Raw genomic sequence first — 23,507 nt, forward strand, 5'->3', positions numbered from 1 at the left:
GTCTTTGTCTCCTTTAAAAACAAAAGCATCCCGTGCTGACAAAAAGTCAACACAGTAAAAAATTCTGTTGGAAGTACGTAAGTGATATCGCGTACGTAGCTAGGATGCATCTTTTAGATGGTTGCTGACAGCTTACCTAAGCTTTTATCGACTTGCTAGTCATCCATCATCAAAATATCATAAAAAAGGTCGCCAAATGGCGACCTTATCAATCACACATTATCGTTTAGCCAATAATACGCTTATGAAGCTCTTGGATTGACGTGACTTTAACGCGATCATCTGCCGCATGTGCTAGACATGTTGCAAATGCAGCGTTAAGTGTCGTCGTGTAGTTTACTTTATAGCGTAATGCACCACGACGAATTTGACGAGAATCTTCAATGGCTTGACGGCCTTCTGTGGTGTTTACAATATAAGTGTACTCACCATTTTTAATGCGGTCCAAAATGTGCGGACGACCTTCATGCACCTTGTTCACTAAGCGAGGATTAATGCCCGCTTCGCCCAAGATAATAGCAGTGCCGTGAGTCGCATCAATTTCGTAGCCTAACTCAATAAGCTTGGCAGCTAAGTCTGATACTCGCTTTTTATCACTGTTGCGCACAGACAATAACGCGCGGCCAGATTTAGGCACTTCAGATGTCGCACCAAGCTGAGCTTTTGCATACGCTTCAGCAAACGTATCACCGACTCCCATGACTTCACCAGTAGAGCGCATTTCAGGCCCTAATAGTGGGTCAACCCCTGGGAATTTATTAAACGGTAATACCACTTCTTTTACCGAATAAAATGGCGGAATAACTTCTTTGGTAAAATTCTGCGATATCAAGCTTTGACCTGCCATAACACGCGCGGCAATCTTGGCTAATGGTACACCAGTGGCTTTTGACACAAATGGCACTGTACGAGCGGCGCGCGGGTTAACTTCAATCATATAGATTTCGTTATCTTTAACCGCAAACTGCACGTTCATTAAGCCAATAACGCCGAGCTCGAAAGCAAGCTTTGTCACTTGATCACGCATTCTGGCCTGAATGTCTGCACTGAGTGTATACGGAGGCAATGAACAACCAGAGTCACCAGAGTGAACGCCAGCTTGCTCAATGTGTTCCATTATCGCGCCAACGACCACAGTTTCACCATCACATACGGCATCAATATCAACTTCAATCGCATCATCTAAAAAGTGATCAAGTAATACTGGCGACGCATTAGACACTTTGACGGCTTCATTAAAGTAACGTAGTAAATCCTGCTGGTCATATACAATTTCCATTGCACGACCGCCCAACACATAAGATGGACGAACCACTAACGGGTAACCAATTTTTTCAGCTTCAATCACAGCACTTTCAACAGTGGTTACTGTCGCATTTTGCGGCTGCTTCATGTTTAAACGTTGAATGGCTTGTTGGAAACGCTCACGGTCTTCTGCACGGTCAATCGCATCAGGGCTAGTACCAATAATCGGTACACCTGCGGCTTCTAATTCGCGTGCAAGCTTAAGCGGTGTTTGGCCACCGTATTGAACGATAACGCCTTTTGGCTTCTCGATACGAACGATTTCTAGCACATCTTCTAGGGTTACTGGCTCAAAGTACAAACGATCTGATGTGTCATAGTCGGTTGATACTGTTTCAGGATTACAGTTAACCATAATGGTTTCGTAACCGTCTTCACGCAATGCTAATGCCGCGTGAACACAACAGTAATCAAACTCAATGCCTTGACCAATACGGTTAGGGCCGCCACCCAAAATCATGATTTTGTCACGATTTGATGGGTTAGCTTCACATTCGTCTTCATAAGTTGAGTACATGTAAGCGGTGTCAGTTGAAAACTCAGCAGCACAAGTATCAACACGTTTGTAAACGGGATGAATATCATGGCGTTGACGTAGTTTACGCACTTCGCTCTCATTTACGCCCAACACATCAGCTAAGCGTGAATCAGCAAAACCTTTGCGCTTAAGTTTACGTAACACATCTTGGTTTAAACCTGACATGCCAATTTCAGCCACGTTGGCCTCTTCAGCAATCAAATCTTCAATTTGAATCAAGAACCAGTGATCAATATTGGTCAATTTGAAGATTTCATCGCGCGATAAACCAGCGCGGAATGCATCTGCGATATACCAAATACGGTCACAGCCAGGCTCTTTTAATTCATGACGAATTTTTTGCATTGCATCTGGAGAAGTCACATCGATGATTGAGTCAAAACCGTTACGGCCAACTTCTAAACCACGCAATGCTTTTTGCAATGACTCTTGGAAAGTACGACCTATGGCCATCACTTCACCCACTGATTTCATTTGGGTTGTTAAACGGTCATTAGCACCGGCAAACTTCTCAAAGTTAAAACGTGGAATTTTAGTCACTACGTAATCGATTGCTGGCTCAAACGATGCAGGTGTTTTACCACCGGTAATGTCGTTGCTGAGTTCATCTAATGTGAAACCAACTGCAAGCTTGGCGGCAATTTTTGCAATCGGGAAACCAGTGGCTTTAGAGGCAAGTGCAGATGAGCGCGATACACGCGGGTTCATCTCAATAATCACCATACGACCAGTGTTTGGACAAATACCAAATTGGACGTTAGAACCACCCGTTTCAACACCAATTTCACGCAGTACTGCTAAAGAAGCATTACGCATTAATTGATATTCTTTATCTGTTAACGTCTGTGCTGGGGCAACAGTGATTGAGTCCCCGGTATGGACGCCCATTGGGTCAAAGTTTTCAATGGCACATACGATAATACAGTTATCGTTGCGGTCACGAACCACTTCCATTTCGTATTCTTTCCAACCAATGAGTGATTCATCAATCAATAACTCGTTAGTTGGCGACAAATCCAAGCCTTGAGAACAAATCTCTTCAAACTCTTCTTTGTTGTAGGCAATACCACCGCCGCTGCCACCCATGGTGAAAGATGGGCGAATAATACAGGGGAAACCCACCATATCTAACACGCCGTATGCTTCATCCATGTTATGAGCAATACCGGCACGCGGGCAGTCTAAACCAATGGATTTCATCGCTTTGTCGAAACGGCTACGGTCTTCAGCTTTATCAATCGCATCAGCCGTTGCACCAATCATTTCAACGTTGAATTCTTTTAGTACGCCTTTAGCTTCTAATTGAAGTGCGCAGTTCAATGCGGTTTGACCACCCATTGTGGGCAAAATCGCATCAGGACGTTCTTTAGCAATAATATTGCGAACCACTTCCCAATGAATTGGTTCGATATAAGTTGCATCGGCCATTTCTGGGTCGGTCATAATGGTTGCTGGATTTGAGTTTACCAGAATGACACGGTAGCCTTCTTCACGAAGGGCTTTACAGGCTTGAGCGCCTGAATAATCGAACTCACACGCCTGACCAATTACAATTGGACCGGCACCTAGGATAAGAATACTTTTTATATCGGTACGTTTTGGCATTGCTTCTGTCTACTCCCAGATAATTACTTAGCGTGCTGACGGTATTGTTCAATAAGCTCGATGAAATGATCGAACAGTGGCGCGGCATCATTTGGGCCAGGGCTTGCTTCAGGGTGACCCTGGAAGCTAAACGCAGGCTTATCTGTTAAATGAATACCTTGAAGTGAACCATCAAATAACGATTTGTGAGTGACCTTAATGTTGGCAGGTAATGTGGTTTCATCTGCAGCAAAACCATGGTTTTGACTGGTGATCATCACGTTGCCCTTTTCAATGTTGCTCACTGGATGGTTTGCACCATGGTGACCAAATTTCATTTTTAAGGTTTTCGCACCTGAAGCTAACGCTAATAATTGGTGACCTAAACAGATACCAAAAACGGGTACCTCAGTTTTTAGGATTTCTTGAATCGCAGTGATGGCATAATCACATGGTTCAGGATCGCCTGGACCATTTGATAAAAAGACCCCATCAGGGTTCATTGCAAGTACGTCTGCGGCAGAAGTTTTCGCCGGAACAACGGTCACATCGCAACCACGGTCAACCAGCATGCGCAAAATATTACGTTTTACGCCATAGTCATAAGCCACAACTTTATATTTAAGTTCAGACGCTGGCGTATCAGACGGTAAACCACCGACTAATTTCCAGCTACCGTTACGCCATTGATAGGCTTTGTCGGTAGTCACTTCTTTTGCTAAGTCCATGCCCTTTAGGCCTGGGAAGGCTTTAGCGGCCGCCAATGCTTTCGCTTCATCTAGGTCACCCACCATAATACAACCGGCTTGAGCACCTTTTTCACGCAAAATTCGAGTTAGTTTGCGAGTATCTATATCGGCAATACCAACAACATTATTCGCTTTTAAATAATCGCTTAATGATTGTGTATTGCGGAAATTACTCGCCATAAGCGGTAAGTCACGAATGATTAAGCCACATGCATGAACCGAATCTGATTCTGTGTCTTCTTCATTGGTACCAGTGTTACCGATGTGAGGATAGGTTAATGTTACTATTTGGCGTGAATATGAAGGATCCGTAAGAATCTCTTGATAACCTGTCATTGAAGTATTAAATACCACTTCACCAACAGACATACCGGTAGCACCAATTGATGTGCCAGAGAATACGGTTCCGTCTTCGAGTACGAGTAAGGCAGACTGTGTCAACGCGACCTCCAGAAAAGAGCCAAGCCACTGAAATTAAGTGTTTTTGTTTTTAACTAAAATACCAATTTTCGTTAAATTACGAAATTTTGACAAATTCTAGCGATTGTATAAGAAATTAGCATTTACGTCTATATTTTGTCGGATTGTTTTCAAAAAAAAACACCAGCAATAGGTGTTTTTTAAGGTTAATGCAATCCAAGAACTTGCTGCATGTCGTAAAGACCAGCATCTTGATCTGAGAGCCAAAAAGCCGCTCTCATCGCCCCATTAGCAAAAGTCATCCGACTCGATGCTTTATGGGTTATTTCTAGCCGTTCGCCTATGTCTGCGAAGATTGCGGTATGTTCACCCACAATATCACCAGCACGAACAGTCGCAAAACCTATGGTATTACGGTCACGTTCACCGGTAATACCTTCACGGCCATAAACAGCACATTCTTCTAAATCTCGGCCTAATACTTCAGCAATGACCTCGCCCATTTTTAATGCTGTACCTGACGGTGCATCTTTTTTATGACGATGATGCGCTTCGATTATTTCGATATCCGTATAATCACCCATCACTTGTGTAGCCAGTGCGAGCAACTTCCACATCACGTTTACGCCGACCGACATATTCGGTGCAAGTACCACTGGCACTTGTTCAGAATAAGCATTAATTTGCTCTTTTTGAGCATGATTAAAACCGGTAGTACCAATAACAATGGCTTTGCGATTTTTAGCACACCAATCGATATGGACAATAGATGATTCAGGAGAAGTAAAATCAATCAGCACGTCAAAGTCGTTAACAACCAAATCAAGTGAATCAGTGATCGCGACATTCATCGTCCCAACACCAGCCAGTTCACCAGCATCAACACCTAATAAGCTTGAACCCGTGCGATCAATAGCAGCACCAAGCACTATAAGCTCTTGCTGTTTAGCTGATTCAATCAGTGTACGGCCCATACGGCCACTGGCACCCACAACAGCAATTCTCACTTTAGCAGTCATAAACTTCTCCCAGTGTTGAATGAAAAATGGCTTATACAAAAACGCCTAAGTTAACTTAGGCGTTTTAACGTATTAGATAATGTCTAACAACTCAACTTCGAAAACCAAAGCCGAGTAAGGCGGGATTGAAGCACCCGCGCCACGCTCACCGTAAGCCAAGTGATGTGGTACATATAATTTAAGCTTAGTGCCAACAGGCATTAACTGTAGCGCTTCAGTCCAACCGGCAATAACACCCGATACTGGGAACTCAGCAGGTTGACCACGAGTCACTGAACTGTCGAATACGTCACCGTTAAGGAATGTACCGTGGTAATGAGTACGTACAGTTGACTCATAGGTTGGCTTTTCGCCATCACCTTGTACTAATACTTCATATTGAAGACCAGACTCAGTCACGGTTACGCCATCACGCTTTGCGTTTTCAGCTAAAAATGCATCGCCTTCAGCAGTCGCCGCTGCAGAAGCCGCTTCTTGTGCTTCTTGTAAACGACGGCTGATTTCAGTAAAGGCCACTTGTAACTCTTCCATTGTTACTTGGCTTTCTGTACCGGCAAATGCATCAGCAAGACCAGCTTGGACAGCAGGGATATCAATACCTTCAAAAGAGTTTGCTGCTAGTTGCTCGCCCATTTGACGACCTACACCGTAGCTTGCATGCTGTTCCATAGTGCTGAACAAATCTGACATAATAAAGTTTCTCTCAATAATTCATTAAAAATTCGCACAAGAGTTTATCACAATAATCTACTCCCATGTTGGCAAAAAGTGCTATTTAACTTGAGCAATTTTACACTCAGTCAAAGACTGTTTTCTTGCCTGTGTATAAAGTGGCATCACTTGATTTTGAGCCGCTTGTAAGTCTTCAATACGATGGCTGTGAGATGGGTGAGTTGAAAGTAACTCTGGGCCTTGCGCTCCACCCGCCTTGGCCATGTTTTGCCATAAACTAATACTCTGGGCAGGGTTAAAGCCAGCCTTGGCCATTAACTCTAAGCCAACGATATCGGCTTCTGATTCTTGATTACGGCCAAAAGGTAAAATAATACCCACATTTGCCCCTAATCCTAATGCTGCCATATACAAATCTTTATTGGCTACGCCCGACACACCAATAGCAGCGTCGGCCACTTGCATCCCTAAACCTGTTAGTTGTGCCCGTGATACCTGCTCGTTACCATGCTGGGCTAATACGTGCGCAACTTCATGGCCCATAACGGTTGCGAGTTGGTCTTGATTACTCGCCACCTTGAGCAGACCTGTGTACACACCAATATGGCCACCCGGCAAAGCAAATGCATTGACTTGGTCTGATTCAAACAACACCACATCCCATTGTTGAGATTGATCAGGCAGTACCGCAACGATACGTTTTACAACGCAATTAACGTAGTCTGTTTGGGCTTTATTTTGGCTGATTTTCTCGCTTTGTTTCATCGTATCAAACGACTGAGCCCCCATCTGTTGCATTTGAGCATCAGAAAACAGTAATGTCTGTCCACGTCCGGTCGGTGATTGGTTATTCACACACCCCGCCAATAAAACGGATACTAATAAAGTTAGTGCAAGTGGTTTCATGGTATCGTCCTTTAACATGTATTGAGCCAAACTCAATCCGTAATTCAGTTATTTTATACTATTACCAATGGCGATTGCATCACTGCAATAAACGCGTAAACCTACTATCTTGCTGGTTTACGTTTGCTAAAATCACTTTTGCTGTGTTTGTTCGCCGTACGACGATTGGCTTGTTTATCGCGTGGCGCTCGCTTGCTGTTATCACTCACTGGTTTATCTGTCACAATAAAACCGGCAAGTTCATTTAAAGGTAATAATAGGGCTGTTAATGCTCTTATCGCTTCTAGGTAATCCATTTCTGCATGACTCACTAACGATACCGCAACACCACTAAGCCCTGCTCGCGCAGTACGCCCTATACGATGCACGTAAACAGCAGCTTGCGCTGGCAATGTCATATTAATCACGACAGGTAGCGCATCAATATGAATACCACGCGCGAGCACGTCGGTAGCCACTAACACATTAAGTTGCTTATTTTTGAACAAGGCTAATGTTTGGCTACGCTGCGTTTGTTCTTTATCGCCGTGCAGTGCGGCCGCAGTAATTCCGGCCTTGAGTAGTTTTTTACATAAGCCATCGGCTTCATCTTTGGCATTCACAAACACCAAGACTTGTTGCCAATTATTTAGTGTAATTAACTGTATTAACGCTTGGGCTTTACTGCCTTTATTAACGTGATAAACCGTCTGAGCAATATCATCGACTGCACTGTTAAGTACCTGAGCTTCAATACGCACACTCTCTTTTGACAATAATTGCTCGGCTAACTCATTTAATGCAGCAGGCATCGTGGCCGAAAACAATAATCGCTGCCCAGCGGGCATCGCCGTAATGATGGCATTAATGTCATGAATAAAGCCCATGTCCAGTAATCTGTCGGCTTCATCGAGTACCACACTGTGCACTTTGCTACACGGAATAACACCTTGTTGTATTAACGCCAGTAACCGCCCAGGAGTGGCCACAATCACATGAACAGGCGCGCTTAATCGCTCAAGTTGCAACTCAATCGCTTCACCGCCGCACACAACATCAACCTGTAAATTTAATGCGTGAGCTAATGGGGTTAAGTCTTGCATAACTTGTGCAGCAAGCTCTCTGGTTGGAACCACGACCACTGCAGATAAACCTGAAATACCTTGCTGACTAATATGCTGCAAAATAGGTAAACCATATGCATAGGTTTTACCGCTGCCTGTTTGGGCTAAAGCCAACACATCTTGCCCTGCCAATATGGCAGGGATAGCTAATTGTTGAATACGACTTGGTTCAGTAATACTGCTAGGTAAGGCTTTCAATAACGCAGCGCTGAGTGAGAATTGAGAAAATAACATTGATAACGCCTAATAATAACAAACCTAAGAGTACCCATTGTACACGGCAATAAAAAAGGCTGCTTACCAAAGTAAACAGCCTTTAACATGGTCGCTAAGAGTTCGCGATTAACTGTTTAAGTCTTGAAAGAACTTTTTTACGCCATCAAAAAAACCTTCAGCTTTTGGACTGTGTTTTTTTGATTCGCCCGTTAATGTCGCTTCAAACTCACGCAATAACTCTTTTTGTTTTTCATTCAAGTTAACCGGAGTTTCCATCACCACTTTACACAGCAAGTCACCTACTGCGTGGCTGCGGACCGACTTAACGCCTTTACCGCGTAAACGGAACATACGCCCTGTTTGGGTTTCTGTTGGAATTTTAAGGCTCACTTTACCGTCTAGTGTAGGCACTTCAATCTCGCCACCTAACGCCGCTTTACTGAATGAAATGGGCACTTCACAGTATAAGTTGTTGGCATCGCGGGTAAAGATTGCGTGTTCACGCACACTGACCTGAACGTATAAATCGCCCGGTGGTGCGCCAAACTCACCCGCTTCACCTTCGCCGGTCAAACGGATACGGTCACCAGTATCAACCCCTGCAGGGATCTTAACTGACAAGGTTTTGCTCTTTTCAACACGGCCTTCGCCATGACACTTGCCACATGGGTCTTTGATAATTTTACCGCGACCATGACAAGTAGGACAGGCTTGCTGTACCGCAAAAAAGCCCTGGCGCATTTGTACTTGGCCTTGGCCATGACATGTACCACAAGTGGTCGCCGAACTGCCTTTTTTAGCACCGCTGCCATCACACAGATCACACGCGGCCAATGTTGGAATACGTAACTCTTTCGTTAAGCCACGTACGGCTTCTTCTAAAGACAACTCTAAGTTGTAACGTAAATCGCTGCCGCGCGCAGCTTGACGTTGTCCGCCACCACGGCGTCCACCACCAAAGATGTCACCGAATACATCACCAAAGATATCGCCGAAATCACCTTGACCACCGCCGTGTCCACCACGGTTAGGATCAACGCCAGCGTGACCAAATTGGTCATAAGCTGCTTTCTTGTCGCTGTCGGTTAAAATTTCGTACGCTTCTTTAATTTCTTTAAAGCTGGCTTCTGCGGCTTTGTCACCCGGATTACGGTCTGGGTGAAACTTCATCGCTAAGCGCTTGTACGCTTTTTTAATTTCGCGTTCACTGGTGTCACGTCCAACACCGAGAACTTCGTAATAATCACGCTTTGACATAGTGTTCTGTTTCTCGAAGGTGTGAGTAAATTGTTAAATTCAATTTATACAAACGGGCGTGTGAGGATAGCCTCAACGCCCGCTTTAATGGTAACTAACTGAAATTGTTAATTACTTTTTGTCGTCTTTAACTTCTTCGAACTCAGCATCAACAACATCATCAGCAGGTTTTGATTGACCAGCATCTTGTGCTTGGCCATCTGCACCGCCTTGAGCTTGTGCTTTAGCTTGAGCAATTTCCATTAACTTAGCAGATGCTTCGATAAGCGCCTGAGTTGCTGTGTCCATTGCTTCTTTATCTTTGCCTTTGATAGCCGTTTCTAGCTCGGCAATAGCCGCTTCAATCTTTTCTTTTTCGTCGCTGGCTAAATCGTCGCCCGCTTCTTCAACTTGTTTCTTAGTTGCGTGTACTAAGCCATCAGCTTGGTTACGTGCTTTAACTAACTCTTCAAATTTCGCATCTTCGTCAGCGTGAGCTTCAGCGTCACGTACCATTTGTTCTACTTCTTCGTCTGATAGACCAGAGTTAGCTTTAATGGTGATGTTTTGCGCTTTACCGGTTTTCTTATCGGTTGCAGATACTTTTAAGATACCGTCTGCGTCGATGTCGAAAGCCACTTCAATTTGTGGTTGACCACGTGGTGCTGGCTCAATACCGTCTAGGTTAAATTGACCTAGAGATTTGTTGTAGCTAGCTTGCTTACGCTCACCTTGAAGTACATGAATCGTTACTGCATTTTGATTGTCATCAGCGGTAGAGAACGTTTGGCTCGCTTTAGTCGGGATAGTGGTGTTCTTCTCGATAAGCTTAGTCATTACGCTACCCATGGTTTCGATACCAAATGATAACGGTGTAACGTCAAGTAGTAGTACGTCTTTCACTTCACCAGAAAGTACGCCAGCTTGAATGGCTGCGCCTACTGCAACAGCTTCATCTGGGTTAACGTCTTTACGAGGCTCTTTGCCGAAGAAGTTTGTTACCGCCTCTTGTACTTTAGGCATACGAGTCTGGCCACCCACTAAAATCACTTCGTTGATGTCAGTGACTTTTAGATCAGCATCAGCAAGTGCAACTTTTAGTGGCTCTAATGTACGTTGAATTAAATCTTCAACCAATGACTCTAACTTAGCACGAGTAATTTTAACCACTAAGTGCTTAGGACCTGTTGCATCAGCAGTGATGTAAGGCAAGTTAACTTCAGTGTGGTTAGTGCTTGAAAGTTCGATTTTTGCTTTTTCAGCCGCTTCTTTCAAACGTTGCATTGCTAAAGGATCTTTACGAAGATCCAAGCCCTGGTCTTTTTTGAATTCATCAGCTAAATAGTTGATCATACGGTTGTCGAAGTCTTCGCCACCTAAGTGAGTGTCACCATTGGTTGCTAATACTTCAAATGTTTGGTCGCCATCATTGCTGTCGATTTCGATGATAGAGATATCGAATGTACCACCACCTAAATCGTATACAGCAACAATGTTGTCGCCTTGCTTCTTATCGATACCGTATGCTAACGCAGCCGCTGTTGGCTCGTTGATAATACGCTTAACATCAAGACCTGCGATACGGCCAGCATCTTTCGTTGCTTGACGCTGTGAATCGTTAAAGTATGCAGGAACAGTAATTACCGCTTCTGTTACTTCTTCACCTAAAAAGTCTTCTGCCGTCTTTTTCATCTTTTTCAAGATTTCAGCAGATACTTGTGGTGGAGCCATTTTGTTACCACGAGATTCAACCCATGCATCGCCATTATCTGCTGCGATAATTTTGAATGGCATGATGTTTACATCGCGCTGAACTTCGTCATCTTTAAAACGACGACCGATTAAACGCTTAATAGCAAAGAATGTGTTTGCAGGGTTAGTCACTGCTTGACGCTTTGCTGGTTGGCCAACAATCGTTTCGTCATCGGTATATGCGATGATTGAAGGCGTTGTACGGTCGCCCTCTGCGTTTTCAATTACGCGTGCTTTGCCGCCATCAAGGACAGCCACACAAGAGTTTGTCGTGCCTAAGTCGATACCAATAATTTTGCCCATGGGGTCCTCCAGAATTGACGCTATTACGTCACAAATATGTTATTTGATGTTGATATGGGGATGAACTACGTATTTTTCAACCTTTGGGTTGGTAAATTTGCGGTTCACATTTAGCCACTCATATCAGCCTTGATACCTATATTGGGACAGCAAAATGAATTACAAGGGTATTGATAAAAAATTTATGCCATTTTGCTTATATATCGAGAAATCTATTACCGTAAGCATTATGAGTATCGTATAGCCTCGACTAAAGGCTTTCGGCATCGATTTAGTTTTCACGCAAAATGAATTTTAGGGACTTATACGGCTAAATGTTTGATAAAAAACGGTATCAGAGTTATAACAAGATGTAGGAAAAAAAAAGATCAAGCGCAAGAAGAGGATATGCGGCAATGGGACTGCCAAGATGGAACTTTAGTGACAAGACTGAACGACAAATAAGAATTGTTATCTTAACGATTGTTGGCCTGATCATGGCCTATGAAAAGTGCTATGGCGTTTCTAGCACCCAATACCCTGCAATGTATTTATGTGTATTTGCCCTCATCGCAACTTATATGACCAATAAGGTACAACGCCGCTTTTTTACTTATGTCATGGAGTACGCTCAAGCTTTTCGTATTGTGGCAATGCTAATGACTTGTGCTTTTTTCATCATTTGGTTATTAACGACCTATGAGCGTTTTACCCTCCCAGCCACACCTAGCCACCTTATTTACAACTTATAAGCAGCCTTTTACACCATAAAATATAAGAGCGCTAAACAGCGCCCTTATATTATGGGTTAATTACGTTTTATGGCCTGCTAGTGTAATCGCCCCAGGCCAGCCACTTATAAGTGGTTAATGCATCGAGCGCCATCGGGCCACGAGCATGTAACTTTTGCGTACTCACCGCGACTTCTGCACCTAAACCAAATTGAGAACCATCGGTAAAACGAGTACTTGCATTGACATAGACGGCAGCTGAATCAACTTGATTCATAAAATGCGCTGCGGCATGAATATCGTCAGTTAAAATCGCCTCAGAGTGACCACTCGAATACTGCCTAATGTGCTCAACAGCTGCGTCGATATCGTTCACCACTCTTATGCCTAAGGTTAGCGATAACCACTCAGTTGAAAAAGATTCATCGTGGGCCGGTGTCACATCAAAACCTAAGCCCTCTAAATACGGTAATGCATGAGCACAAGCGTGAAAACGCACGCCTAGCGAATGAAGATGCGATGCAATATTAGGGATAAATTCTGCAGCAATATGTTGATGAACTAATAAGGTATCCAATGCATTACACACGGTAGGACGTTGTACTTTGGCATTGGCGATAACATCAATCGCCCGCACCAAGTCTGCCTGTTTATCGACAAACAAATGACAAATACCAATGCCGCCTAGAATAACCGGGATGCTCGACTGCTCGGCACATAAACGCTGCAAGTTTTGCCCGCCACGAGGAATAATCATGTCGACGTATTTATCTAAGCGCAGTAAACCGCTAACAATGCTTCTGTCGGGCGAGTCAATGAGCTGTACTGCATCTTGAGGTAATTTTTGGTTGACTAACGCAGAGCGGATGACGTCACTTAATACTTTATTTGATGTAAGCGTTTCTTTACCACCGCGTAAAATAACAGCATTACCGGTTTTAAGCGCTAGCACTGCAATGTCGACGGTAACATTTGGCCGAGCTTCGTAAATAACCCCAACCACACCTAATGGCACACTACGACGTGTTAACCGTAAGCCGTTATCAAGCACGCGACTTTCAGCTTCATTTCCAACGGGGTCGGCAAGTGCTATCACGTTATCAATATCAGCAATAATGCCCGCTAAACGGCCTTCATCAAGCATTAACCGGTCGATCATCGCCTCGGTTAAACCATTACGTTTCGCATTGGCAACATCTTGCGCGTTAGCGTGTAATATTTGCTCTTTATGCTCGCCCAACTGATGGGCTATTTCGGTTAACAAAGCCGATTTTTGCTTGGCCGATAATGCCGCTAACGTAAAACTAGCGGTTTTAGCGCGCTGGCCTAGTTGGGTTAAATATTCTGTTTCTGTGGCAGACATATGCTTATCCTTAATTATCGAGTACAACCATATCATTACGATGAATGATGGCATCTCCGTAGTCATAACCTAGCAAAGGCTCAATATCATTTGAGTGCTTGCCACTAATTTTAGTTAAATCGTTAGCACAGTATCGGCTTATTCCTTTGGCCAATACTTTTCCTTTTTGATCAACGATTAACAAGGTTGCTCCACGTTCAAACTTACCTTCTACTGCGATGATCCCTTTGGACAATAAACTACGCCCATTTGCCACAACTGCAACTGAAGCGCCCGCATCAATAATCAACTTACCTTGAGTGGCCGGCCCCGCTAAAATCCACTGTTTACGGCTTTCTAACGGATTTTCGATAGCACTAAAATGCGTACCAACAGATTCACGGGCAGCAACTTTGGCAATCACATCTGGGTGATGACCAGACGCAATCACCACTTCGATACCCGCACGGCGAGCAATATCGGCCGCTTCAAGTTTTGTCGCCATACCGCCAGTGCCTAAACCCGACACTGAGCCGCCAGCTAATAAACGTAAACTGTCATCAATATTGGCCACTTGCTTAATCAATTGTGCATCAGGATTCGTGCGAGGATCGGCATCAAACAAGCCTTTTTGATCGGTCAATAAAATCAGTAAATCAGCATCACATAGCAAAGCCGCACGTGCCGATAAGTTATCGTTATCACCAACTTTAATTTCATTGGTCGCCACGGCATCATTTTCATTAATAATTGGGATGATATTATGAGCTAATAACGCATTTAACGTATCACGCGCATTAAGGTAGCGTTCACGGTCTTGCAGATCGGCACGGGTCAGTAATAATTGCCCCACATGCAAACCGTAAATACTAAACAGTTGTGACCAGGCTAAAATCAACTGACTTTGGCCTACTGCGGCCAGTAATTGCTTATTGGCCATGGTGTCGGGGAATACCGGGTATTGAAGATGTTCACGTCCAGCAGCTATCGCACCAGAAGTACACAATACCACCTCTACGCCTGCACGCATTAACATGGCCATTTGCCTTGCTAATTCCACCATATGCGCCTTATCGAGCTTTTTACTGCCCGATGTCAACACACTTGTACCCAACTTCACCACCACACGCCGATAACCCATGACTTCACTCAGTTAACTAAAAAACTCGAATTATTTTTATACCCAATAAAATGAATAATTCATAGTGAAAGCCGCTAATACAGGGTATTTTTTATTTTTAAGTCATAAAAAAGGGGCCAAAGGCCCCTTAAGTTAATTGTGATGCCTTAAGCTCACAACATAATGCTATTAATGGTGAGATTAGCTATAAGCAAATTTAACCATAAATAATGCCGCAACCACTAAAATGCCAGAGTTCAAATCTTTAAAGCGACCGGTCAACAATTTGATCACCGCGTAAGAGATAAAACCTAAGCCAATGGCATTAGCGATAGAAAATGTTAATGGCATAAGTAGACATGTCACGACAACAGGCGCCGCTTCGGTTAAATCTTCCCACTCAACATTAACTAAGCCTGACATCATTAAAATAGCAACGTAAAACAATGTTCCAGCCGTAGCATAAGCTGGCACCATACCTGCTAAAGGCGAAATAAATAATGCCGCAATAAACAGCAATCCGACAATAACAGCGGTTAAACCGGTACGCCCGCCAGCACTCACGCCTGCAGTACTTTCAATGTAACTGGTGGTGGTTGATGTACCTAATGCAGCACCAGCAATGGTTGCCACACTGTCTGCCGTTAACGCACGTTTAACCCGTGGTAAACGACCTTTTTCATCGAGTAGACCACCACGTTGAGCCACCGCCACTAACGTGCCAGAGGTATCAAATAGGTCGACAAATAAGAAGGCGAAAATAACCGACAACATGCTCACTTCAAGCACGCTAGACAAGTCCATTTTCATAAAAGTCGGCGCAATCGACGGCGGTAATGAAACCAAGCCGTTATATTGCACATCGCCAAACAACAAACCTAATACTGTCACAATTAAAATGCTGAAGATAACCGCCGCTTTTAAGCCGCGTTGTACCATCGCAATAATCAAGAAAAACCCTAATGCCGCCATCATCGCAGGGAATGACGTAATGTCTCCCATTGTCACTAATGTCGCAGGACTGGCAACCACAATACCGGCACTTTTAAGACCAATAAGCGCTAAAAATAACCCAATACCCGCAGCAATACCAAAACGTAATGACATCGGGATACTGTTAACAATCCACTCACGGATTTTCACCAGCGATAGAATTAAAAAACACACGCCAGACATAAACACCGCACCTAATGCAGTTTCCCAGCTATAGCCCATCTCACCGACGACGGTGTAAGTAAAAAAGGCATTCAACCCCATACCAGGCGCCAACGCAATAGGGTAATTGGCTAACAACCCCATCACCAAACAACCCACTGCAGCGGCTAAACAAGTGGCAACAAATACTGCGCCGTGATCCATTCCTGCGTCAGCTAACATCATTGGGTTAACAAAAATAATGTATGCCATGGTTAAAAATGTCGTTAGGCCTGCAATCGCTTCTTGCTTCAGGTTGGTGTTGTGCTCTTTTAATTTAAACAGTTTTTCTAACATGGAACAGGGTTCCTTGGGTAAGGGTTAAAATATAGGTAATTGTTTTAATATCATTAGGTAGGGTTTAGCCGACTTACTTAGCCGTGACTAAAATCATAAAACTAGCGTCATTAGTGCTGACTAACTTTATAAGATGTGGATTATAAGTTCTTACAGGCGTGATAGCTATAATTGGCCATTTTGTTGAAAGATTACAGTGTTTTATATAGCGGACTAAACTCGTGAGGTAAATTGCAGACAAAAAAAAGCCTACTCTGAAGAGTAGGCAGACATGTTACAAGCATCCCATATGGGGAAAGGAAAGCTAGCACCACTTAACGTGATGTGGCGATAAATTAATTAATTTACCACCTTGTCTAAAACCGTCAAACGCGACGAACAAAAGGTTGATGGATATTAAAGCTACTTTAAGAGGGTCAATTCTTAAAATTTCATGGCGAAAATACCGCCACGTAAAACTGATACGTCAGCAAACCAAGTGTTTTGCCAATAAATTTTGCCGTTACCTGTATAAGACATGGTCTTCTCCTGAATAAAGTTAAGTTGTATAAACCTAGTAAAGCTTGGCTCGGTTCCTTGGAACGTACATTTCTCAAATCCGTTGAGACAACTTGTCACTCAGATCCCTGGAGGCTATATCCATCCTGGATTAACTAGAGCCGATAAGCACACTGCTTGTCGACGAAATGAATTATACAAAACTGTAATTTAATTACAAGTATTATTTGCTTTAATTCACAAAAACTTCATAAAAAGTGATTTAATTACAAATAAACTGTATTAAAACTATGTATAACTATTGTTAACCCAATGTAATAAGCTAATTTTAACCAATAAAAGCAGCGCATTACACTGGTAATTGTTACATTTTAGCAAACTGTAATAAAGCAACCAAAGGGTTCGCAGTGGGCTTGCCGTAAAGAGGATCGCCCTCAACGGCACTGCCTGCGATATCAATGTGAGTAAATGCCAGCTGTGTTTGCAGTAAACCAGACGCTTTTAACAAGAAAGCTGCAGGATATTGATGACCGCGCGCGGTAATCGATGACGGACCATTATTTGAAGACACCACATCGGCCGCTCCATTTTTGTCTGCGACTTTGTCAAAGTCTTCTGGGCGCAAGCGCGACACCTCAAATGGCTCTCCCCACTGCTCGCCCACATCGGCTAATAATGTTGCTACGCCTTGTTGTTTAGCCACACTATTTTCAACTAATGCGGTGTAACCACCATAGGCCCTCACCACATGACCAGTTAGCGTTGCGACCGAAAATAATTGTGGATTAATAGCCTGTTGGGCTTGAATACGTAAATGCGACAATAAATCGGCAAGCACTAAACGCCCTTCTGCATCGGTATTACCAATCCTAACTCGCACACCTGCATGGTTAGTGATAATTTCGTCAGTGACAAAGGCATCACTGCCGATACTATTTCTAACTAATCCGAGCTCAGCGACCACTTTGATGCCCTTGGGTTTAAGAATAGATAATGCTTTCATTAACCCGGCAACAGCGGCGGCACCACCTTTATCACGGCTCATGCCAGCCATAGAGCCAGCTACTTTTATGTCTGCGCCCCCCGTATCATATACAACTCCTTTACCGGCAAAGAATAAGGTTTTTGTAATGGTACCCTCGCCGACATATTCTAGTTTCACCACCCGAGGATGATGACGCTCAATACCCAATGAGCTTCGACCAACAGCGCTTAACAGTGGATAGTCACTTTTTAATTGCTCAAGCTGATCAATCACCGACACCGCGAGACCACTGCCAGCAAAAGCGTCGACACAGTATTGCGCAAAGCCAATGGCGGACATACGCTCAGGATCGGTACCGCAAAGATCACGTGCTAACACTCGCCCAGATTCTGCGGCATTGACTAACAGGCCATAAGAGTCGCTATTGAGTAAACCAATGGCTTTAAAACTGGGTACTAACGCTTGGGCTTCACGTGCTTCTAATGGTTGCCACAACTCTTGGCCACATGCCAGTGCCGCAATTTGCTGTGCATATTGATAACGTTTATCATCCACAGCAGGCACAACAAGTAATGGCTTAATTGCGCCCGCAGCTTTTGCAATAGCAATGCCTTCACGCGCTGCTTTGGCAAATACACGCACATCGTTATAAGAGTTATCGGCATCTGCAACCGGCGAGATAATTAAACGCCCTCCAGCTAAACCTGGCGCGAACAGTAAAGTGGCACTTTTGCCAACACGCATATCAATTTGGCTAGCATGGGCTGCCAATAAATTAATTTCATCTTGCTTAATATCAGCAAGGCTCGGCGCAATGACGACCACGGCATCCCAACCTTCACCTTCAAAAATGGCTTCGTCACTGGTGACATCAATAAAAGGCACTTGAAATGCTTGCGCAGTTTGATTTATTTGGGTCATAAATGTCCTTATTCAACAACAGAGTTGCTGGTTCATATTTATTTACAGATTTGTGGCCTAAACCTTGGCAAATTGATGTGGCAATATCAAGTAACGCCGCAGAATATGTTAAAATATTTGCAGCTATATGCCCAATTACCGAGTGATGTTCGATTTCAGCAAGAATTTACACGCGTTTAGGCAAGGCATTGATTGCGGGTAATGGTCGTTCCCTTTCCAAAATCAGCTAAATTAACAAAAGCCGCAGCATAAACGCCTGTAAAACTTGCCCTTTGGGAGTTTCACCGTGTCCCTTGATTTTTAAATCAAGGGCGTTGATGCGCTAATTTATAAGGTACTTACATTAACGCATCTAGTATTGAAAACACGGTGAAGCTCTGAAACATGCATCTTCTGGTTGATTGGGTATAACATCTGTCGTATTCGACTGAATTCTTCATAGAGGGCGTTTCGTGACTGCATTAACTCAATTATATCCTCAGCCTCTTTGGCAATGGTTTGAACAAATTTGCGCTATTCCACATCCTTCAAAACATGAGCAAGCGTTATCGCAACATATTCAACAATGGGCTAAAGCTCAAGGGCTTGCAGTTGTTGAAGATAAAGTCGGTAACTTAATTATTCGCAAGCCTGCCACCCCAGGTATGGAAAATTGCAAAATAGTGGTGCTACAAGCACACATTGATATGGTGCCGCAAAAGAATGCCGATAAAGTCCATAACTTTGAAACCGATCCAATCGAAGCTTATGTAGATGGAGATTGGGTTAAAGCCAGAGGCACGACATTAGGTTCAGACAATGGTATCGGTATGTCGTCTGCGCTAGCCGTTTTAGGCAGCAAAGACATTAAACATGGACCACTAGAAGTATTGCTAACCATTGATGAAGAAGCGGGCATGACAGGCGCTTTTGGTCTAGAAGCGGGTTACCTTGAGGCCGATATCCTCATCAATACCGACTCTGAACAAGAAGGCGAAATCTACATGGGTTGTGCCGGCGGCGTTGATGCACAAATCAGTGTGCCGATGTCTTGGCAAGCACCAGAGCAAAGTAATGCCAGTTTCTCAATGACCCTATCAGGCTTAAAAGGCGGCCACTCAGGGGTGAACATTCACCTTGGACGAGGTAATGCCAATAAATTGTTAGCTCGCTTTTTGTTTAAATACAGTGATGAGTTAGCCATTGAACTGGTTAGCTTTACGGGTGGTTCACTGCGTAATGCCATTCCACGCGAAGCCAATATGACCTTTATGTTGCCAAGTGAGAATGTTGCTGCGCTTAAACAGGCAATAGAGTCTTTCCAAGCTTTGGTTCGTGAAGAGTTAGCCATTGCAGACCCAGGCATGTTACTGAGCCTCGCAGAAATTGCCACACCAACAAAAGTGATGGGCGAAGATGCGCAAAATACCTTAATCGATTTACTTCATGCTAGCCCCAATGGCGTTATCCGCATGAGCGATGAAGTTGAAGGCGTAACCGAAACCTCACTCAATATCGGCGTGATTAGCACTGAAGATGAAAGCGTTGAAATATTGTGCCTTATCCGTTCATTAATCGACTCTGGCCGAGAAGAAGTTACCGGTATGCTGACTGCATTAGCTAACCTTTCTGGCGCAAGTATTGATTTAAGCGGTGCTTACCCAGGTTGGAAGCCAGACACCAGCTCGCCAGTCATGGCCATCGTGCGTGAAACCTATAATGATATTTATAAGAAAGACCCAACCATCATGGTCATCCATGCTGGTCTTGAATGTGGTTTATTTAAAGAACCGTATCCGCACATGGACATGGTTTCGATTGGGCCAACGATCCGTTATCCACACAGTCCAGATGAAATGGTTAACATCACGACTGTTGGCCAATACTGGGAATTGCTACTGGCGGTATTAGCTCGTATTCCTGCAAAAGATGCGTAATACGTTAACGAACTAATTCATCAAAAAATCAAAGGCGACTTTAAGTCGTCTTTTTTGTGCGTAACGGTAAAAAGGCAGGTTAAAATTGTAAATCGAGTTGGGTCAATTTATCTGCTAAACCATCTGATTGGCCTTGGACGATATCGGCTAAACCTACACTCACACCGATTAAGCGTATGCCACGGCCTTGGCTGCGTTGCAGAGCCTGCTTTAATAATTCGTGAAACATATTGACTGAAATAGCATCGCTACGATGCTCAATCGTAGTCTGCTTAAAATCATTAAATTTTAATTTAACCACTTGTTTATTGATCAGTCGGTCTTTCGCACTGCGATGTACCCGCGCACTTAATTCTTGAATCAGTTGCGGCAAGACTTGGTGGCATTGCTCTAGGGTAAATATGTCTTTGGCTAAGGTGGTTTCAACACCAACAGACTTACGCACTCTGTGTGGACTAATTTGCCGCGTATCAATGCCTTGAGCACGCTCAATAAGCACATGGCCAAACTTACCAAAGGCTTCAATCAGTTTCACTTTGGGGTATTGCTGCACATCAAAGCAAGTGACTAAGCCAATATCAGCAAGCTTTTGTGAAGTGACCTTACCAACCCCTGGAATTTTACTCAAAGGTAAGTCTTTAACAAAGTCGCAGATTTGATTTGGGGTTATCACATATTGACCATTCGGTTTGTTTAAATCTGAGGCAATTTTGGCTAGAAACTTAATCGGTGCAACCCCCGCTGAAGCGGTTAATCCTGTGATGGCAAATATCTCATCGCGTATGGCGTTAGCAATTAAAGTCGCACTGCCTTTATGTTCGGTGCAATCAGTGACATCGAGGTAGGCCTCGTCTAACGACAATGGTTCAACTAAATCAGTATAACGATGGAAAATCTCACGGATCTGCAACGAAACTGACTTATATACATCCATTCGTCCCGGCACTAAAATTAACTGTGGGCACAATTGCAATGCGTGATAACTCGACATTGCACTTCGGACACCAAATTTACGCGCTTCATAACTGCAGGTACTTATCACACCACGGCGATCACTTCTGCCACCGACAGCAATGGCTTTTCCTCGTAACTCAGGAAAGTCGCGCATTTCGACCGCAGCAAAATAACAATCCATATCGATATGAATGATTTTACGCATTCTGTGACCATCAGTGATTAACTTAACGCCAATAATATCACTGTATATAAAAACAGTACACTATCATTATCTCAATCACGGAGACAAAAAAGCCCAAACTGAGTTGGGCTTCTTTAACATAGCGTGTTATCTAATAATGATTACATTTTAGTTTGTAAATAGTTCTGTAAACCAATGCGCTCAATAAGACCCAATTGCTTTTCTAACCAATACATATGATCAGATTCAGTATCATCGAGTAACACTTCTAAAATTTCACGGGTCTGATAATCTTTCTTTGCTTCACACAAGGCAATAACCTTACGTAAGTTATCGGCTACGTGATACTCATAAGCTAAGTCATTTTTAAACATTTCTTGTACATCTTTGCCAATATTCAACGCTTCACGGCTGCCGACATCGGGCGTGCCTTCTAAAAATAGAATACGTTGAACTAACTTTGCCGCATGCAACTTTTCGTCGTCTGACTCATGTAAGATACGGGTATATAATTCATTAAATCCCCAATCTTCATACATATGAGCATGAACAAAATACTGGTCCATTGCAGATAACTCGCCAGTTAACAATAAATTTAGGGCGTCGATTACTTCAGGATTGCCTTTCATGATAATTCCTATTAGTCGTTAATTTGTGATTGAAGATAGTTTTGGATACCCGTTTGGCTAATCAGTTCTTGCTGAGACTCAATCCAATCTAGGTGTTCTTCTTCGTCTTCTAATAAATCTTCAAATAGATCACGGCTAACGTAATCTTGCTGAGTTTCACATACACTAATCGCTTCACGTAAGATAGCAATTTGCTCAGTCACTGCCGCTAAATCACAGCTAAGCATCTCTTGGGCATGCTCACCAATGCGCAATTTATCTAACTGCTGTAAATTAGGTAATCCTTCAAGAAACAAGACTCGCTCAATCAACTTGTCAGCATGCTTCATGTCTTCAATCGATTTTTTGTACTCTTTCTCATTCAGCTTTTCTAAACCCCAGTGCTTAAACATGCGCGCATGTAAAAAGTACTGGTTAATGGCTGTCAGTTCGCAAGTAAGTACACGATTGAGTTGACTGATGACTTTAGGATGACCTTTCATAGCAATGTCCCTTGATAAATAGTGTGATCTCGATCAATTTCATACAGGATAGAACAATGTAGATAAAAAGGCAAATTTTCCTTTATTTTCACCAACTTACAATTGATAACCATTATCATTATAACTAAGTTTTGTAACACCACTGTGGTAAGCAACCCATAAAAAAAGCCTTCATAATGAAGGCTCTTTACATTGTAAGCTCTAAAATCAGAAGCGATACAATTTAAATAATTCTATTTTGGTTGAGCATATCTTTACGGTCTTGTTCTTTTTGCATACGAAGTTTACGCGCATCACAAGGGTTATCACAGTCACAGGCTTTCTCAATACCTAACACACCTAATCCACCGCAACTGCCTTCTACCGCTTTTTTCTTCACGATATAGCCAACAGACATTAATAAGAAAAACAAAAGTAACACCACAAACGCAGCAATAAATGTGCTCATTACGAACTCCAATTAACTCAATCT

General features: G+C 43.3%; 18 protein-coding genes. 2 read left to right on the plus strand and 16 right to left on the minus strand.

What is annotated here, in order from left to right:
* Window positions 1-226 precede the first annotated feature (226 nt).
* The 8 genes from carB to dnaK form a co-directional block, all read right to left on the minus strand.
* Window positions 227-3,448, minus strand: coding sequence for a carbamoyl-phosphate synthase large subunit (gene carB / locus AC19MX_RS02895; RefSeq protein ID WP_432399042.1), 3,222 nt, complete (start codon window positions 3,446-3,448; stop codon window positions 227-229).
* 23 nt (window positions 3,449-3,471) lie between these two features.
* On the minus strand, window positions 3,472-4,629 hold the full coding sequence (gene carA, locus AC19MX_RS02900; RefSeq protein WP_432399209.1) for a glutamine-hydrolyzing carbamoyl-phosphate synthase small subunit: 1,158 nt from the start codon (window positions 4,627-4,629) through the stop codon (window positions 3,472-3,474).
* 173 nt (window positions 4,630-4,802) lie between these two features.
* A complete protein-coding gene (gene dapB, locus AC19MX_RS02905) occupies window positions 4,803-5,615 on the minus strand; it encodes a 4-hydroxy-tetrahydrodipicolinate reductase (RefSeq protein WP_432399043.1) in 813 nt (270 codons plus the stop codon).
* A 72-nt stretch (window positions 5,616-5,687) separates the two neighbouring features.
* Complete coding sequence (bamJ, locus tag AC19MX_RS02910; RefSeq protein ID WP_432399045.1) at window positions 5,688-6,305, minus strand: BamJ family beta-barrel-assembly machinery protein; 618 nt, start codon at window positions 6,303-6,305, stop codon at window positions 5,688-5,690.
* Between the two features lie 81 nt (window positions 6,306-6,386).
* Window positions 6,387-7,193 (minus strand): M48 family metallopeptidase, encoded by an 807-nt coding sequence (locus tag AC19MX_RS02915; RefSeq protein ID WP_432399046.1) that lies wholly within the window; start codon window positions 7,191-7,193, stop codon window positions 6,387-6,389.
* 104 nt (window positions 7,194-7,297) lie between these two features.
* On the minus strand, window positions 7,298-8,530 hold the full coding sequence (locus AC19MX_RS02920; protein ID WP_432399047.1) for a DEAD/DEAH box helicase: 1,233 nt from the start codon (window positions 8,528-8,530) through the stop codon (window positions 7,298-7,300).
* 108 nt (window positions 8,531-8,638) lie between these two features.
* On the minus strand, window positions 8,639-9,769 hold the full coding sequence (dnaJ, locus tag AC19MX_RS02925; RefSeq protein ID WP_160055296.1) for a molecular chaperone DnaJ: 1,131 nt from the start codon (window positions 9,767-9,769) through the stop codon (window positions 8,639-8,641).
* Window positions 9,770-9,880: 111 nt separating this feature from the next.
* On the minus strand, window positions 9,881-11,803 hold the full coding sequence (gene dnaK, locus AC19MX_RS02930; protein ID WP_432399048.1) for a molecular chaperone DnaK: 1,923 nt from the start codon (window positions 11,801-11,803) through the stop codon (window positions 9,881-9,883).
* A gap of 395 nt (window positions 11,804-12,198) precedes the next feature.
* Between dnaK and AC19MX_RS02935 the strand changes: the two genes are divergently transcribed.
* Window positions 12,199-12,534, plus strand: a complete 336-nt coding sequence (locus tag AC19MX_RS02935) for a hypothetical protein (protein ID WP_432399049.1) — start codon at window positions 12,199-12,201, stop codon at window positions 12,532-12,534.
* Between the two features lie 67 nt (window positions 12,535-12,601).
* On the opposite strand, the gene AC19MX_RS02940 is transcribed toward AC19MX_RS02935, so the two are convergent.
* The 4 genes from AC19MX_RS02940 to AC19MX_RS02955 form a co-directional block, all read right to left on the minus strand.
* Complete coding sequence (locus AC19MX_RS02940) at window positions 12,602-13,876, minus strand: glutamate-5-semialdehyde dehydrogenase (protein WP_432399050.1); 1,275 nt, start codon at window positions 13,874-13,876, stop codon at window positions 12,602-12,604.
* 10 nt (window positions 13,877-13,886) lie between these two features.
* Window positions 13,887-14,996 (minus strand): glutamate 5-kinase, encoded by a 1,110-nt coding sequence (gene proB, locus AC19MX_RS02945; protein ID WP_432399051.1) that lies wholly within the window; start codon window positions 14,994-14,996, stop codon window positions 13,887-13,889.
* A gap of 180 nt (window positions 14,997-15,176) precedes the next feature.
* Entirely contained in the window at window positions 15,177-16,466 is a 1,290-nt protein-coding gene (locus AC19MX_RS02950; RefSeq protein ID WP_432399052.1) for an NCS2 family permease, read from the minus strand.
* 862 nt (window positions 16,467-17,328) lie between these two features.
* Window positions 17,329-18,870 (minus strand): M17 family metallopeptidase, encoded by a 1,542-nt coding sequence (locus AC19MX_RS02955; protein WP_432399053.1) that lies wholly within the window; start codon window positions 18,868-18,870, stop codon window positions 17,329-17,331.
* Between the two features lie 452 nt (window positions 18,871-19,322).
* Between AC19MX_RS02955 and AC19MX_RS02960 the strand changes: the two genes are divergently transcribed.
* Window positions 19,323-20,786: an aminoacyl-histidine dipeptidase gene (locus tag AC19MX_RS02960; protein WP_432399054.1), complete on the plus strand. Its 1,464-nt coding sequence runs from the start codon at window positions 19,323-19,325 to the stop codon at window positions 20,784-20,786.
* Window positions 20,787-20,865: 79 nt separating this feature from the next.
* Here AC19MX_RS02960 and dinB read toward each other — a convergent pair whose 3' ends face one another.
* The 4 genes from dinB to nqrM form a co-directional block, all read right to left on the minus strand.
* Window positions 20,866-21,945 carry a DNA polymerase IV gene (dinB, locus tag AC19MX_RS02965; RefSeq protein WP_432399055.1) on the minus strand — a complete coding sequence of 360 codons (1,080 nt, stop codon included), beginning with the start codon at window positions 21,943-21,945 and terminating at the stop codon, window positions 20,866-20,868.
* 140 nt (window positions 21,946-22,085) lie between these two features.
* Complete coding sequence (gene bfr, locus AC19MX_RS02970) at window positions 22,086-22,553, minus strand: bacterioferritin (protein WP_432399056.1); 468 nt, start codon at window positions 22,551-22,553, stop codon at window positions 22,086-22,088.
* Between the two features lie 11 nt (window positions 22,554-22,564).
* Window positions 22,565-23,035 (minus strand): bacterioferritin, encoded by a 471-nt coding sequence (gene bfr, locus AC19MX_RS02975; protein WP_432399057.1) that lies wholly within the window; start codon window positions 23,033-23,035, stop codon window positions 22,565-22,567.
* 223 nt (window positions 23,036-23,258) lie between these two features.
* Window positions 23,259-23,483, minus strand: coding sequence for a (Na+)-NQR maturation NqrM (gene nqrM, locus AC19MX_RS02980; protein WP_432399058.1), 225 nt, complete (start codon window positions 23,481-23,483; stop codon window positions 23,259-23,261).
* Between the last annotated feature and the right edge of the window lie 24 nt (window positions 23,484-23,507).

Source organism: Shewanella sp. MF05956, assembly GCF_059758055.1.